This window comes from Paenibacillus sp. Y280 (genome assembly GCF_056786335.1).
This window is the reverse complement of sequence record NZ_JBXCIW010000010.1, coordinates 125,555-140,455: the sequence shown is the minus strand read 5'-3', so window position 1 is coordinate 140,455 and position 14,901 is coordinate 125,555. Positions and strand designations below refer to the sequence as shown.

General features: G+C 49.9%; 14 protein-coding genes. 12 read left to right on the top strand and 2 right to left on the bottom strand.

Going from position 1 to position 14,901, the window contains the following annotated elements; genetic code table 11:
• Positions 1-15: 15 nt before the first annotated feature.
• Positions 16-885 carry an AraC family transcriptional regulator gene (locus AC1TPC_RS15150; protein WP_482067656.1) on the bottom strand — a complete coding sequence of 290 codons (870 nt, stop codon included), beginning with the start codon at positions 883-885 and terminating at the stop codon, positions 16-18.
• A 204-nt stretch (positions 886-1,089) separates the two neighbouring features.
• Here AC1TPC_RS15150 and AC1TPC_RS15145 point away from each other — a divergent pair, with 204 nt between their 5' ends.
• The 4 genes from AC1TPC_RS15145 to AC1TPC_RS15130 all read left to right on the top strand — a co-directional run bounded on the left by AC1TPC_RS15145 (position 1,090) and on the right by AC1TPC_RS15130 (position 5,587).
• Positions 1,090-2,262 (top strand): galactokinase, encoded by a 1,173-nt coding sequence (locus AC1TPC_RS15145; protein WP_482067655.1) that lies wholly within the window; start codon positions 1,090-1,092, stop codon positions 2,260-2,262.
• Between the two features lie 46 nt (positions 2,263-2,308).
• Positions 2,309-3,295 (top strand): UDP-glucose 4-epimerase GalE, encoded by a 987-nt coding sequence (galE, locus tag AC1TPC_RS15140; RefSeq protein WP_482067654.1) that lies wholly within the window; start codon positions 2,309-2,311, stop codon positions 3,293-3,295.
• A 32-nt stretch (positions 3,296-3,327) separates the two neighbouring features.
• Entirely contained in the window at positions 3,328-4,917 is a 1,590-nt protein-coding gene (locus AC1TPC_RS15135; protein ID WP_482067653.1) for a UDP-glucose--hexose-1-phosphate uridylyltransferase, read from the top strand.
• 220 nt (positions 4,918-5,137) lie between these two features.
• The gene (locus tag AC1TPC_RS15130; protein ID WP_482067652.1) at positions 5,138-5,587 is read left to right on the top strand and encodes a hypothetical protein; all 450 of its coding nucleotides are present in this window, start codon (positions 5,138-5,140) and stop codon (positions 5,585-5,587) included.
• A 117-nt stretch (positions 5,588-5,704) separates the two neighbouring features.
• On the opposite strand, the gene AC1TPC_RS15125 is transcribed toward AC1TPC_RS15130, so the two are convergent.
• Positions 5,705-5,932, bottom strand: a complete 228-nt coding sequence (locus tag AC1TPC_RS15125) for a DUF1128 domain-containing protein (protein ID WP_482067651.1) — start codon at positions 5,930-5,932, stop codon at positions 5,705-5,707.
• 152 nt (positions 5,933-6,084) lie between these two features.
• On the opposite strand from AC1TPC_RS15125, the gene yyaC reads away from it, so the two are divergent.
• The 8 genes from yyaC to thiL all read left to right on the top strand — a co-directional run bounded on the left by yyaC (position 6,085) and on the right by thiL (position 14,890).
• On the top strand, positions 6,085-6,666 hold the full coding sequence (yyaC, locus tag AC1TPC_RS15120) for a spore protease YyaC (protein ID WP_482067650.1): 582 nt from the start codon (positions 6,085-6,087) through the stop codon (positions 6,664-6,666).
• Positions 6,667-6,681: 15 nt separating this feature from the next.
• A complete protein-coding gene (locus AC1TPC_RS15115) occupies positions 6,682-7,539 on the top strand; it encodes an alpha/beta fold hydrolase (protein ID WP_482067649.1) in 858 nt (285 codons plus the stop codon).
• Between the two features lie 25 nt (positions 7,540-7,564).
• Positions 7,565-8,200 carry a DUF6483 family protein gene (locus tag AC1TPC_RS15110; RefSeq protein ID WP_482067648.1) on the top strand — a complete coding sequence of 212 codons (636 nt, stop codon included), beginning with the start codon at positions 7,565-7,567 and terminating at the stop codon, positions 8,198-8,200.
• 84 nt (positions 8,201-8,284) lie between these two features.
• A complete protein-coding gene (locus tag AC1TPC_RS15105) occupies positions 8,285-9,490 on the top strand; it encodes a class I SAM-dependent methyltransferase (protein ID WP_482067647.1) in 1,206 nt (401 codons plus the stop codon).
• An 85-nt stretch (positions 9,491-9,575) separates the two neighbouring features.
• A complete protein-coding gene (locus AC1TPC_RS15100; RefSeq protein ID WP_482067709.1) occupies positions 9,576-11,252 on the top strand; it encodes a histidine kinase N-terminal 7TM domain-containing diguanylate cyclase in 1,677 nt (558 codons plus the stop codon).
• Positions 11,253-11,379: 127 nt separating this feature from the next.
• Positions 11,380-12,462: an HD-GYP domain-containing protein gene (locus AC1TPC_RS15095; RefSeq protein ID WP_482067646.1), complete on the top strand. Its 1,083-nt coding sequence runs from the start codon at positions 11,380-11,382 to the stop codon at positions 12,460-12,462.
• 379 nt (positions 12,463-12,841) lie between these two features.
• Complete coding sequence (locus AC1TPC_RS15090; protein ID WP_482067645.1) at positions 12,842-13,711, top strand: YitT family protein; 870 nt, start codon at positions 12,842-12,844, stop codon at positions 13,709-13,711.
• An 87-nt stretch (positions 13,712-13,798) separates the two neighbouring features.
• The gene (gene thiL / locus AC1TPC_RS15085) at positions 13,799-14,890 is read left to right on the top strand and encodes a thiamine-phosphate kinase (RefSeq protein WP_482067708.1); all 1,092 of its coding nucleotides are present in this window, start codon (positions 13,799-13,801) and stop codon (positions 14,888-14,890) included.
• Positions 14,891-14,901: the final 11 nt, after the last annotated feature.

Genomic DNA, 14,901 nt, shown 5'->3' with positions numbered 1-14,901 from the left:
ACTAACTGAGCTTTGTTATTCCCCAAAACCTCTCATCGCCTCGCGATAGGATGTGGGAGACTGGCCATGGAAACGGCGGAATTGCTTGGAGAAATAAAGAGCATCCTGCAGCCCCACTGATGCGGAAATTTGTTCAATCGTCAGCTCAGGGCGCTCGCGAAGCATGCGGCGCGCTTTGTCGATACGGAGCTTGAGCAGAAACGTGACAGGCGAGACGCCGATTCGCTGCTTGAACAAGCGCGACAAATACGCTCTATTGTAGCCTAGTGATTCTGCCATTTGCTCAATGGAGACAGGGTGGGCATACTGCGTCGATAAGTAGTGTACGACCTGCTGGAGCAGGAGGTCGCCCTCTGCCTGTGCAGTACGGAGCGAGCTGCCGCTATGGGCATGCAGCACGCTTTTGTATTCGGCCAGCAGCAGATGCAAGTAACCAGCTGCCTTCATATCCGCCGCCGGGCCACCATGCCGAAACGTTTCGTAAATCTGGCTGAAGAGGACGGCGGCCCGCCGCTTATCCGAGCTGAAGACGACCTGCTGTTCCGCTGCAAAGCCCGCTGAAGAGACGAGCTTTGCTGACTGCATGCCATTAAAGGCGACCCAGCGATACCGCCATGGCACATCGCTATCGGACTCATAGCTGATCAACTGCTCCGGCTCGATCAGAAACGTGTGACCCTCGCGCAGCTCATGTCTCATGCCATCGCAAATAAAGAGGCCTTTGCCGCTCAGCACGATATGCATCAAATAGAAATCGTAAACCTTTGGGCCAAGCCGGTGGAACGGCTTCGTTTGGCTCTCGCCCGCGAACAATACATTAAGAGGTGCACTATCGTCATTGCTGATAATCGGATTGGAGGCTACCGTATACATATCCAGTTGCATTTTACTTTACACCTGCTTTATATTTGAATGGAAAAGGGGTCAAATGTAGCGTTTGCACTATCATAGCATGTCCTATGGTCGTGAGTTAAGTCACATTAATCCATATAATAAGCACTTAGCGCCATTTCGTTTTGCAGTTGGCTGCCTTATACTGAAGTTGAAAACAAACCATACCAAATTAACAAAAAAGGAACGTGATAGCAAATGGCAAACATTGACGCGCTAACACAGCAATTTATACAACAATACGGCGGAGACGCGAGCGACATCGCTGTATTCCATGCTCCAGGCCGCGTAAACCTGATCGGCGAGCACACCGACTATAATGGCGGTTACGTATTTCCGGCTGCATTAACTTTTGGTACGACGCTGCTAATCCGCAAGCGCTCCGACAATCAGTTGGGACTATCGACGACCAACTTCCCGGCTTCGAAGAGCTTTTCACTGGACACGATCGTATATGACGATGCTGACGACTGGATGAACTATCCGAAGGGCATCGTTCATGAGCTTCAGCAAAGCGGCGTGCAATTCAGCAGCGGCTACGATCTGCTTTATCATGGCGAAATTCCTAACGGCGCCGGACTATCCTCCTCGGCTTCCATTGAAGTCGTAACGGCTTATGCGCTTCAATCGCTTGAAGGGCTGCCGACAGATACGGTGAAAATCGCATTGCTTTCGCAAAAATCCGAAAATGAGTTCAACGGCGTGAAATGCGGCATCATGGATCAATTCGCGGTTGCAAACGGCAAAAAGGATCATGCGATTTTACTTATGTGCGATACGCTTGAGTATGAGCTTGTTCCATTCGATTCGGGAAGCTACAAGCTTGTGATCGGCAATACGAACAAGCGCCGCGGCCTAGTTGACTCCGCCTATAACGAGCGCCGTGCGCAGTGCGAGCAAGCCGTAGTGGATTTACAAGAAGCTTTCCCAGAGATCACGCTGCTTGGTCAAATCAATTTGGAGCAATTCAATTCCGCGAAGCACTTGATCAAGGATGAAACGGTTAGAAAACGTGCTGAGCATGTCGTGGAAGAAATCGACCGCGTTCTGCAATCGATCAAAGCACTGAAAGAGAATGATCTCGCGCAATTCGGACAGCTGATGAATGGATCGCATGATTCACTGCGCGATCTTTACGAAGTGACGGGCGCTGAGCTTGATGCGATGGTTGCGGCGGCTCGCCTTGTTCCGGGCGTGCTTGGCTCACGTATGACAGGCGCAGGCTTTGGAGGGTGTACCGTTTCCCTTGTCCATGAGGATAGTGTTGAAGCGTTCCAGGAAGAGGTTGGACGGAAATACAACGAAGCGACCGGTTTAACGGCTGATTTCTACGTATGCACGATCGGCAATGGCGTAGAACGTCTTGTATAATAAAACAAACAAAAAGCAATAACCATATGGAGAGGGGAAATGAAACATGGCAGTATTGGTAACTGGGGGAGCAGGCTATATTGGTTCTCATGCCGTAGCAGCATTGCAGGAGCGCGGCGAGGAGATTGTAATCGTCGACAATTTGCAGCAGGGGCACCGCGAGGCTTTGCTTGGAGGCAAGCTGTATGTGGGCGATCTTCGTGACGCAGCCTTCATGGATACCGTCTTTCAAGAAAATGAGATTGATGCAGTCATTCACTTTGCGGCGAACTCACTCGTCGGCGAGAGCATGAAGGATCCCGGCAAATATTATCACAACAACGTATTCGGCACGCTTTGCCTGCTTGAGAAAATGAATGAATACAATGTTCGAAAAATCGTCTTCTCGTCGACAGCTGCAACCTACGGCGAGCCGGAAAATGTACCCATCGACGAGTATGACCGCACGCTTCCGACCAATGCTTATGGCGAGACGAAGCTGGCGATGGAAAAAATGATGAAATGGTTTGATGTCGCCCATAACATCAAGTTCGTATCGCTGCGTTATTTCAATGCGGCAGGCGCGCATGAGAGCGGCAAAATCGGCGAGGACCACAGCCCGGAGACACATCTGATTCCAATCGTGCTGCAAGCAGCGCTTGGCCAGCGTCCGCATATCTCGGTATTCGGAGAAGATTACGAAACGCCGGATGGCACCTGCATCCGTGACTACATTCATGTGAGCGACCTCGCAGATGCGCATGTGCTTGCGGTGGATCGTCTACGCAGCGGCGCGGAAAGCGCCGTATACAATTTAGGCAACGGAACGGGCTTCTCCGTGAAGCAAGTCATCGATATCGCGCGCGCCGTTACCGGCAAAGAAATACCGGCCGTGTTCGAAGCACGCCGTGCCGGCGACCCTGCCATCCTTGTAGCATCATCGGATCGCGCCCGCAAGGAGCTTGGCTGGAATCCGAAGCGCGACAAGCTGGAGGACATTATAAAGAGCGCATGGGGCTGGCATGAGGCTAACCCAAAAGGCTATAACGGCTAAAGTCGCCGTTTAACGGAAAGGAGCTGCATCACGTGGCAAATGAACAACAAGTAACATCAGCAAACGATGCGCTGATTCTAATAGAACGTCTATTGCAATTCGCATTGCAGCGCAAGCTGCTGAACGACCCGCTGGATACGCATGCAGCCAGAAACGAGCTGCTCAGCTTATTCGGCTTCACAGAGCCCTGCGAGGGCGAGGTAGCGGACGAGAGGCTGGACAGCGCTGTTCCGCTGCTTGAGCCTTTGCTCGACTACGGCTATGCAATCGGCTTGATTCCAGATAATACGACGACTTACCGCGATTTGCTCGATGCCCGCATTATGGGCTTGTTATTGCCAAGGCCATCAGAAGCAAGCGCAACCTTCTCGCGTCAAGTGAAGGAGGAAGGGCTGCAAGCGGCAACGAATGCCTTCTACAACCTTAGCATCGATTCCAATTACATCCGTATGGATCGTATCCGCAAAAACCTATACTGGCTGCATGAGACGAAATTCGGCAGCCTCGAGATTACGATCAACCTATCGAAGCCCGAGAAGGACCCGAAGGAAATCGCACTGCTCAAAACGATGCCGCAGGCGAAGTACCCGAAGTGCTTGCTGTGCGTCGAAAATGTGGGCTATGCCGGTCGTCCCGATCATCCTGCACGGCAAAACCTGCGCGTATTGCCGCTGACGCTGCAAAACGAGCAATGGTTTTTCCAATATTCGCCATACGTGTATTACAATGAGCACAGCATTATTTTCAAAGGCGCGCATGAACCAATGGTTATTTCCCGTTCCTCCTTTGCGCGCCTGCTTGACTTTGTTGAGCAATTTCCGCATTATTTCATCGGATCTAATGCCGATTTGCCGATCGTTGGCGGCTCGATTCTAAGCCATGACCATTTCCAAGGCGGTCGCCATTTGTTTCCGATGGAGGCTGCTTCAACAGATACGCGATTTGTTGATGCCAACCTTCCGGGCATTCGTTTTGGCATCGTCAATTGGCCGATGTCAGTCGTTCGGATTAACGGCACTTCCAAGGCCGACGTTCTTAGCGCTGCTTGCCGTATTCTGGATGAATGGCGCGCTTACAGCGATGCGTCTGCGGAAGTACTGGCCTTCACCGAGCAATCTGACGGCACCCTTGTACCGCATAACACGATTACTCCGATTGCACGGCTGCGGGATAACGGCGAGTACGAGATTGATTTGGTGCTTCGCAACAACCGTACGAGCAAAGAGCATCCGGACGGTATTTTCCATCCTCATCAGCATTTGCATCATGTGAAGAAAGAAAACATCGGCTTGATCGAAGTGATGGGCCTTGCGGTATTGCCAGGCCGCTTGAAGGATGAGCTGGAGCAAATTGCAGCTTATTTGACCGGCGCATCGTCGGCTGCTGCAGAGGAGCTCCAGGATGCCTCGCATCCTCTCCATAAGCATGAGGCTTGGATCTTGTCGCTTACCGAGCGCTTCGGTACAGCGAACACGGCTGAGCAGGCAAAAACGATCGTAGAATCCGAAACCGGAAGCAAGTTTCTTGAGGTGCTGAAGGATGCAGGCGTGTACAAGCGCACGGCAGCCGGCGCCGAAGCCTTTGAACGGTTCTTGACGTCGATTGGGCTTAAGCGAGCATAACAGCATCAAAAAGCAGAGCCTCCATCACCGCTGAACGCAAAGCGGACGAATGGGGGTTTTCTGTTGGTCGGCTCACTTTTTATAAAATGAATGATAAATCGCATTGTGAAATTATATTAATTTGTAAACAGCCAAAATTTATGGTATTTTTTATATGATATAAAAATCTTTTTGAATTATTATTTCATTACTCTATAAACTATTTTCCGGAGGGGTCAAGATGTCCGAAAAAATGCTGCCGCTGGACGATTTCCTGCAGTTGAGCACAGATGAGCAAGTAGAAAAATTAAAGCGCTGGAAGATGGATTACACGCTTAAAGACATTCGGGAAGCATGGAATTTTAAGCATTCCGCTCAATATTACATGCTGCTGAAGAAGCTGCGTATTTACGAAAGAGTCGTGAATAAATCCGATAAGTTTTATCCTGTTCAAGAGCAGTTGCTCGCTAGAGCGAATGCGGGCGGAGATCGAGCGTGGGGCGGCCAGAACGCTTATTCGGAACGCAGGCTGACCGACAGCTTCGATTATCATTTAAATACGACGCTGAGCGGGCCTGAGCTTGCGGATAAGCTGGAAAGAATCGCGCATTTCCTCAAGGGAGAGCTTAAGGATGTTACGATTAAGCTATCCATAGAAGCTGCAGAAGTAGAGGCTGAAGAGCAGGAATAGGCTCACTCGCCAAACAAATAAGAACCGAGCTAGGCTAAGTTGCCAGGCTCGGTTCTTATTTTGTAGAATAATGAAAAGAAATGTCTGATACTGGAATAATTTTCTTAAATAAAAACTTTATTGAATTCGCAGCTTACCGAGCTCGGATACGAGTGCTTCGACTTCACTGATGCTGAATTTATCCTTCGATGCAACGACCTCGTACAGGTCTTTTATATCCTCGTATTTATTGAGGTCGAAGTTTGCAGCCTGCATGGCTGCGGCAGAAGCCATTTTTAGCTTTGTTTTGATAACTTCAATCATAAACTCCACATTTTCTTGCGTTTGCAAATGTAAATTGTTCATAGAGTGCCTCCTAAATTTTTTGCGAGCCGAAAGCGGCCTCGAAAGCATAGGCTTATTCGTACGTTTTGCATTGGTGCAATTGTACCATGATTCAAATATGAATGCCCACAAATTGAACACGATCTTGAAATTGGATACAATTAAAAGAAGAAATGAACCGCAATCGATCACAGGGCAGGTGCAGAGCAACGGAACAAGCAGCGAATAGTGATATAGAATCGTTTTTTGAAACGATTGCAGAGAGGCATAGCAGTCGCGGCAGCATTGTATTTATTTGCATCGGGAGCGATCGTTCTACGGGAGATTCCTTTGGTCCGCTAGTGGGTACCATGTTGCAAGAGGGCGGATGGCCGAACGTAATCGGCACATTAGAGAAGCCCTGCGATGCGCATGCCGTTGAGCGGGCTGCTCAAGCGATAGATAAGGATGCGATCGTCATTGCGATCGATGCATGCCTTGGCAAGCCAACATCGGTTGGGCGGTTTATCGCAGCCGAAGGACCGATTCAGCCAGGAAAGGCGATTGGGAGAAGGCTGCCGGCAATCGGACATTACAGTGTTGCAGGCGTTGTGAATGCAAATGGTCCGAAGGCATATTGGATGCTGCAGACCACTTCCCTTTATCATGTGATGCGAATGGCCAAAGTGATTGCGGGAGCAATTGACTCAGCATGGAGCAAGACTGAGGGTTCGCAGACGACACGTAAAGATTATTTTCAAATCCAAAATGGATAGAGGAGCGTGCAGCAAATGAAAGAAGCAAACGTCGAGAAGATTTCGATTGCGCAGCGGAAACTATTTTTGAATAACGGATTAGAGCTTGCTTATTATGATTCCCATCCGGATGACGGAGGCGCAGCGGATGGCATTACCGAGGTTGTCGTCTTGCTTCACGGTTATTGCGGAAGCTCTGCTTATTGGGAGCCTATCATAGATGAGCTTGAGCAATATGTGCGCATTATAGCACCAGATGTTCGCGGGCATGGCAGAAGCTCTGCGCCGAGCGACGACATCTATACGATGGAAATGCATGCGGAGGATGTTGCTCAATTGCTCATCAGCCTGCAAATTCATAATGCGGTGCTTCTTGGACACTCCTTGGGCGGTTATATTACGCTTGCGCTTGCCGAGAAGTATGCGAAGAAGCTGTCGGGCTTTGGGTTAATTCATTCGACAGCGCTCGAAGACAGCGATGCGGCCAAAGAAAATCGCGATAAAGCGGTTGCTGCGCTAGAGCAAAGCGGCGTTCAGCCATTCGTCGACGGACTTATTCCAAAGCTGTTTGCACCGGCGAATGCGGAGGCTATGTCTGATGAGGTTGAGCGTGGGAAACAAATCGGATACGGAACGGCGCTGCAAGGAGCGATCGGAACGGCAAGAGGCATGAAGATCCGTGCCAACCGCACGCATATTATCGAGCAATCCGAGCTTCCCGTGCTGCTCGTAAGCGGTGCAAGCGATAAAGTGATTCCAACCGAAAGCACATTTGCAGCCGTAAACGGATCAACAGTAAAGGCAGTGCTGGACGGCGCAGGCCATATGGGGATGGTCGAGCAGCCGAAGGAATTGATCACTGCTATACGCAGCTTCATGAAATCAAAGCGGTAGGGCGGCAAGCGGGGAGGAGAGTCATATGTTTCAGCGGGATTATTTCATGAGAATGATTGAGCAGATGACGGAGGCAGTCGGTCAAATTATGAATTTGAGGCGCGAGCGCAAGCATGAGGAAGCGCTGCTCTTCATTGACGAGCTGCTTGATAAGCGTTTCCGGCTTAGCAGCAAGCTTATTCGTTCATTATCTGACGAGGATTTAATGAGAATGATGACGACAAATGGCTTACTTGAAACCGATCATATGCAGGCTATCGCGATATTGATGAAGCAAGAGGCTGAGCTGAGCGGCGACCTGGGCCGTGAGGACGAGAGCTTCTTCGCCTATGTGAAATCATTGCATTTGTTTTTGCGATTATCGCTTGTAGATGCCGAGCCAACGATTGTGGAGCCTCGCGGCCAAATCAAGGAGCTGCTTGAGCGGCTCTTGCCTTATGAGCTCCCTTTGCCAACCAAGCGGCTGCTAATGGAATGGCATGAGGCTGAGGGTCAATACGATTTAGTGGAAAATGTGATGCACGAGCTGCTTGGCGATAACGCCCTAAGCTCAGCTGCGGCAGAGGACATTTATAGACGGATGCTGCTGCAGCATGATGAGCGTCTTGTGGCGGGCGGCTTGCCGCGCGAGGAAATCGAGCAGGCGCTTAATGCCCTTTAGAAGGGATAGACCAGATTCAAGCATAAGACTTGCGAAAGCAAGCGTGGCTCCATAATACTTTTTTTTAGGAGTGAGAGGTACAGCATGACGGAACAATGGCAGCTGGATATCGCGAATTGGATCGGAAGCGGAGAACTGCTGCAGGCTACACTAAGCCAGCCAAGGCGCAAGGACGACTCGTCTGCGCCGAAAACAATCATTCGCCCAACGAAGCTGAAGAACGGATTGTTTTATCAGTTTGAATATCATTTTGCAAATAAAGTTACCCATGAAAATGTTGCGGAGCCTCAGGCTGCCGAGAGAGTCATCGATCTTCTTCAGGAAAATTACCGGCAAGCGCTGGTGAAGACGCCTGAGGCTGATGTACAGCTGCTCTTCAGCAAGAAGGGCAAGGCTGCTATTTTGAAGAAGCCTCCCACAGGGGGATCGCGTCCAGCAAATCTGGAGCATAACCGGCAAAAGCAGCGCATAATAGCCGAAGGCAAAGCAGCGCCGTTTCTTGTCGAGCTGGGCATCATGACGCCGGAAGGACTCGTCCATGCGAAAAAGCAGGACAAATACCGGCAGATCAATCGCTTTCTTGAGATGGTTACCGATGTGCTTGCTTATTTGCCGACGGAACGGGAGCTTACGATCGTTGATTTTGGCTGCGGAAAATCTTATTTGACGTTTGCGCTTTACCATTTGCTTGCCGTTGAGCAGCAGCGGAAAATCAAGATTATAGGCCTCGACTTGAAAGCAGATGTCATTGCATTTTGCTCGAAGCTGGCCGAGAAGCTTGGTTACGATAAGCTCCAATTCCTCGTTGGCGACATTGCGGAGTATGAGGAGCTGCAGGCTGCGGATATGGTCGTTACGCTTCATGCTTGCGATACTGCGACGGATGCCGCTCTTGCTAAAGCAGTAAATTGGGGCGCCTCGGTCATTATGTCGGTCCCATGCTGCCAGCATGAGCTGTTCAAGCAGGTCAGCAACGATGTCTTATCTCCGCTTCTCACGCAAGGCTTGCTGAAGGAGCGCTTCTCGGCGCTTGCAACCGATGCGGCCCGGGGAACGCTGCTTGAGGTGCTTGGCTACAAGGTGCAAATGCTGGAATTTGTAGACCCGGAGCATACGCCAAAAAATTTGCTAATTCGCGCTGTGCGATCGGAGCAGCAGGGGCAGCAAGGATTATCTATGAAAAAATGGGAGCAATATGAGCAATTTCGCCAGTTTTTGAGCATTTCTCCGTCGCTGGAGCATATGCTTGCCGATCGATTGCCGAAACGTTCTTCCCAGCAGGAGGTTTAAAATTAAATAATTGTCGATACAAGTAACATTTGCTACAATGGAAGAAGATGGCTGTCAAATGGATGGGTGAACCGTATTGGGATGGATGATCTGGCTAGACTTTAGTATGTTTCTAGTGCTGTTCGGCTTATTTTTCTACGTTTTGACCTCAAGTACGGTTACCGTTTTGCATCGCATTTATTTGTTTCTACATACCGTATTTATGATTTGGACGCTCTCTCAGTTTGTTTCGCAGACAACTTCTGCTGCGCACTTCAAACTCTTCTATCTTTCCATTTCATATACAGCTCTCTCGCTGCTAGGAATCGGTTGGTTCGTCTTTATCGTATTCCTTACCGGCCAGTCGTATGTAATACGAAAGAGCCGGTTATTCCTTTTAGCTGCGCCTGCGCTTATTTCGGTTGCTGCAGTCGTTGTGAACCCAAATGGAATGTTTCTTCAAATTAATGCCCAGCTTACTCCGCTCAAGCAGCTTCAGCATGGACCTCTATATTGGATCATGGTCACGCAACTGGTTCTATATATGGTCGTATCCTTTATTATAATGTTCTACAAGCTGCGAGTGGAAAAGGCGGATCGGCAGCGTACACAAATCAAGACTGCGTTCAACGGTATGTTCGTACTGCTTTTGTTCTCCATCGCTGATTTAGTTCTCAATATCTTTATAATCGAGCAATTCATTCGATATATTCCGCTCATATCAATAGGCATGGCGTTTGCAGCTGTTTATTTGGTCCATGCCATAAAGCGCAACAAAGTACTCGATATTATTCAAACCGTTCAACGGGACGTTATGAATACGATGTCGATGGGCATTATTGTGCTGGATGAGAACGATACGATTATTGAAGTGAATAAAGTGCTCAGATCGATTATCCGTCTTCGTATAGGGGATAAATTTAATCCTGCTCTCCTTGGTCCCCAGTTCAAAGGAGAACCTTTGAGTGTGTTTATGGTATTTATGGATGCGCAGCGCGCGCGCCCGCTGGACAGGCATGAAATTGAGATTGCCATTCAGTTTGACAAATATCGCCATGTGATCGTACAATCCGCTCCTATTCTCAACAATAAGAAGACGCCTGTAGGAATAGTGCTGACCTTTCAAGATGTGACAGAGCTAAGATTGCTCGTTCAAGAAACGAATATTCAAAATGAGCAGCTGCAGGATCGCAATCGAGATTTGCTTATTATGCAGGATGAGCTGTTCCAAGCCAACAAGAAGCTGGAGCATATGGCGGTTACGGATGGTTTGACAGGCTGCTTTAACCGTCGATATTTGCTCTATCAGCTGGAGCAAGAGGTCGTAACCAACATTCGTTGCGGCATTCCTTTCTCAATCTTTTTATTTGATCTGGATCATTTCAAATCAATCAACGATAAGTATGGTCATTTGGTTGGCGATGAGGTGCTATGCAGTACGGTTGATGCGGTCAGGGGAGCTTTGCGGTTCACCGATATATTGGCTAGGTACGGCGGTGAAGAGTTTACGGTGTACTTGCCGCATACGAACCGTGAGCAAGCTGACCATATTGCCGAGCTTCTTATGCAAACGGTAGAGCACAACAAGGTGAATACAGGCATTGGCGAGCATCCGATATCCGTTACAGTCAGCATGGGCGTCATCTCGATTGAGCACTTTGAGCCTTCCGATCTTACAGATCCGAAAGGGTTCCTGCGGGAGCTTCTAGCCCAAGCAGATGCAGCGTTGTATGAGGCAAAATATAGTGGCCGAAACCGAATCGTCAAACGCAAATTAGCATAGAGGCTTGAACTTCACTGTTCAGGCTTTTTTTTTAGTACAGTTTCCATAGTCAGTCCGAGAATGTTCTGATAAAATAGAAACTATCCGGTTTAAAGCGCTATTACTATCGAAGGCGGGAACTAATCTAATGAGAAAAGTGCAAATTGGAATGGTCAAGCCGGGAGACAAGGTGGCGAAACCCATTTTTCAAGAAAACGGCCACGTTCTTCTAGGAGAAGGGGTTGAGCTAAATGATCGTTACATTGAGCGATTGCAAAACTTGGGCATCGATTTTCTGTTCATAGAGGATGGATTGACGGAGGACTTAGTTCCCGAGGATACGATCCGTGAGGAAACGCGCAAGCAAGCTGTCGATACCATTTACAAGACGATGAACTCCTTCAAAGACCAGACCGTGACAAAAGGACGAACGATTGCGCCTGATATGGGCCGAAATTTCCGGGCGGTATTCGGGCAAATCATGCAGGATTTAGCTACACGACCTAATATGCTCGTCAACTTAACCAGCATTCATGCCAAGGATGCTTATTTGTTTCAGCATTCGTTTAACGTGGCAGTGCTCGCGGGTATCATGGGCATAGCGAAAGGCTTTAATCGCAATCAGCTCGAAGAGCTCGGCATTGGCGCGCTTCTTTTCGATATCGGCATGACCAAGGTGCCTCCGAAGCTTCTAGCCAACACAGGCAACTTATCGGCGGATGACCGTACAATCGTTCATAGCCATGCCAAGGAAGGCTTTGATATCTTACGAAAGTATCATGATATATCAATCGTGTCCGCACATTGTGCCCTTCAGCATCACGAGCGTTTTAATGGATCGGGCTACCCGCGCGGGCTCAAGGAAAGCGAAATACATATGTATGCTCAAATCGTTGGTCTAGCCGATACCTTTGATGCGTTGACCTCGCCGAGGCCGCACCGAAAGCGTTACACGGCAAGCGAAGCAATCGAATTTTTGTTTGCGGCCGGCGGTACTTTTTTCGATCTGGACCTTATCAAGCTTTTTTGTAAACATATATCGATCTATCCGATCTCCACTTCGCTCTTGCTCAGTACCGGTCAGGTAGGCGTCGTATCAGAAAACAACGAGCTGGCCGTCCACCGTCCACGCGTACGTATTATTATGGAGGCGAACGGCACGCAGCCCGCTTCGCAGTATGAGATCGATCTTAAGGACGAGCTTTTCATCACGATTGTGAAAGAGCTTTAATTCATCAGATTAAATATAGGCATCAGGCATAGGAGCTTGACCATACCGCGCTTCATCCTCTCGCATACTCTAGTATAAATGCTGGAAGTAGTGGCAGGATGGCAAATCGGGTCAAGTGCCGACCTTGACGACAGTCAATTATACGCTTCAAGTTTACGATAGCTTAGGTAGAGTGTATCGTACGAGATTGATACCGGCAGGCGTAGAAGCGTTCGCGGTTATCGGTTAAATGAGCGCCCAGAGAAACCTTCCACTCGCAGCTATTTTGCTGCTGAGATGGAAGGTTTCTTTTTGCCTAAATGGTAGACTTGCTTTATCTCTGCTAGTGTTTAAGGTAAAATAATGAGAAATAGCGCTAGTAAGGGATGTGCATTCTATTATGGGAACATTACAGCACCACAAGCTATCCAAGCTGGAAGTGCTGCGAAGAGTGCTGTTTATTACACTCGGTGCGGCGCTGGTCTCGGTTGGTCTGGAAATTTTTCTTGTACCAAATCACATTATTGATGGCGGTATTGTTGGTATATCGATTATGGCCTCGCATTTAACGAAAGTGCCGCTTGGTTTGTTTCTATTTGTATTAAATCTTCCTTTTTTGTTTCTCGGGTACAAGCAAATTGGCAAAACCTTCGCAATCTCGACGCTGTATGGCGTATCGGTTATGTCTCTGGGAACGTTTTTGCTTCATCCGGTGCCGCCTCTTACGGTAGAGCCCTTTCTGGCTGCTATTTTTGGCGGTGTCATATTAGGCGTCGGAGTCGGCATGGTTATTCGATTCGGGGGATCGCTTGACGGCACGGAAATCATCGCCATTTTGTTTAACAAGCGGCTGCCGTTCTCGGTCGGCGAGACGGTTATGTTCTTTAACCTATTTATACTTGGCAGCGCGGGCTTTGTGTTCGGCTGGGATCGGGCGATGTACTCGCTTATCGCGTATTACATTGCGTTTAGGATGATAGATACTACGATGGAGGGCTTTGATGAATCGAAAGCAGTGTGGATCATTAGTGACGAAGCCAAGGAAATCGGCGCAGCTATTATGAGCCGGCTTGGTCGCGGCGTTACTTATTTGCACGGTGAGGGCGGCTTTACGGGCGGAAACAAGCGCGTCATCTTCTGTGTCATTACGCGGCTTGAGGAAGCGAAAATGAAGTCGATCGTGCATGAGCTGGACCCTGTCGCTTTCCTCGCAGTCGGCAATATTCACGATGTGAAGGGCGGACGGTTTAAGAAACGGGATATTCACTAATGATGATAGTAGTCCTCGAAGAGGGACGGCGGAGCCGCTTCGGCTTGTCATCGATCGACAGGCTATCGAATAGGGACGAAGGAGATCATCGCATTGGACGAGTTTGAGAGCATTCATCACTGGACGTCAGGCAGGCAAGAGGACGAGTGGCAGCGGCAGCGAGGCATTGTAGTCGGTATCGGCGATGATGCCGCCGTTGTTGATCCAGCCGCGGCCGCGGATGGCGTAGCCGAGCCGAAGCGGCTGCTGCTGGCGGTCGACACGATGGTGGAGACCGTCCACTTCAAGCAGTCGACGATGAGGGACGAGGATGTCGGCTATAAGGCACTTGCCGCGAACATCAGCGATATTGCCGCGATGGGAGGCGTGCCCTTGCATGCGCTCGTCTCGGTCAGCGTGCCGCCCGCGTATACGCCGGAGCGGATGCGGAGGCTGTATGATGGGCTGTACGAGTGCGCCGAGCGCTACGGGGTTGCTGTTGCGGGAGGCGATACGACGTCGTCGCCGGAGCATTTGGTTGTGGCGGTAACGGTGACGGGAACCGTTGAAGCGGGGCGCGAGCTGCGACGCTCGGGCGCTATGCCGGGCGATGCGGTGTTTGTGACCGGCGCGGTCGGCATGTCGGCGGCGGGCTTGCACGCGCTGCTTGCCGAGGAGGCGCGGGGTACAGCTGACGCTTCCGCGGCTGGGGCGGACCAGGCGTTAGGCGCTTTGGTGAAGGCGCATCAGCGGCCAAGTCCATCGGTGCGGGCAGGCAGGCTGCTGCTTGCGCGGGGAAGCTGTCGTTCGCTCAATGATGTGAGCGACGGTCTAGCGAGCGAGGCGTGGGAGATCGCGGAGGCTTCGGGACTGCGGCTTGTGCTGCGGGAGAAGCTGCTCCCAAGGAGCGGAAGCATGGCGGCCTACGCTTCAAGCGTAGGCGTTGATCCGCTAGAATGGATGCTCTATGGCGGAGAGGATTATGTATTGCTAGGTACGATGGCAGCCAAGGATGCCGAAATGATGCAGCTTGTCTTTCAGCAGGAAGGCATTCCTTTTTTTATCATTGGGGAGGCCGAGCCGGGCGAGCCGGGCGTAGAGCTTATACGTTATAATCAAGTGGGCAAGGGAAATGGACAACAGTCTCAAAACGAGAAGCGGGTAAATCTTAAGAAGCGCGGATACAATCATTTTTTGTGATGAACGGGTGA

What these genes read in the sequence shown, in the direction of transcription:
- AC1TPC_RS15150 (WP_482067656.1), bottom strand. Translation starts at nt 885, where the DNA reads ATGCAACTGGATATGTATACGGTAGCCTCCAATCCGATTATCAGCAAT.
- AC1TPC_RS15145 (WP_482067655.1), top strand. Translation starts at nt 1,090, where the DNA reads ATGGCAAACATTGACGCGCTAACACAGCAATTTATACAACAATACGGC.
- galE (WP_482067654.1), top strand. Translation starts at nt 2,309, where the DNA reads ATGGCAGTATTGGTAACTGGGGGAGCAGGCTATATTGGTTCTCATGCC.
- AC1TPC_RS15130 (WP_482067652.1), top strand. Translation starts at nt 5,138, where the DNA reads ATGTCCGAAAAAATGCTGCCGCTGGACGATTTCCTGCAGTTGAGCACA.
- AC1TPC_RS15125 (WP_482067651.1), bottom strand. Translation starts at nt 5,932, where the DNA reads ATGAACAATTTACATTTGCAAACGCAAGAAAATGTGGAGTTTATGATT.
- yyaC (WP_482067650.1), top strand. Translation starts at nt 6,085, where the DNA reads ATGAACCGCAATCGATCACAGGGCAGGTGCAGAGCAACGGAACAAGCA.
- AC1TPC_RS15115 (WP_482067649.1), top strand. Translation starts at nt 6,682, where the DNA reads ATGAAAGAAGCAAACGTCGAGAAGATTTCGATTGCGCAGCGGAAACTA.
- AC1TPC_RS15110 (WP_482067648.1), top strand. Translation starts at nt 7,565, where the DNA reads ATGTTTCAGCGGGATTATTTCATGAGAATGATTGAGCAGATGACGGAG.
- AC1TPC_RS15105 (WP_482067647.1), top strand. Translation starts at nt 8,285, where the DNA reads ATGACGGAACAATGGCAGCTGGATATCGCGAATTGGATCGGAAGCGGA.
- AC1TPC_RS15100 (WP_482067709.1), top strand. Translation starts at nt 9,576, where the DNA reads ATGATCTGGCTAGACTTTAGTATGTTTCTAGTGCTGTTCGGCTTATTT.
- AC1TPC_RS15095 (WP_482067646.1), top strand. Translation starts at nt 11,380, where the DNA reads ATGAGAAAAGTGCAAATTGGAATGGTCAAGCCGGGAGACAAGGTGGCG.
- AC1TPC_RS15090 (WP_482067645.1), top strand. Translation starts at nt 12,842, where the DNA reads ATGGGAACATTACAGCACCACAAGCTATCCAAGCTGGAAGTGCTGCGA.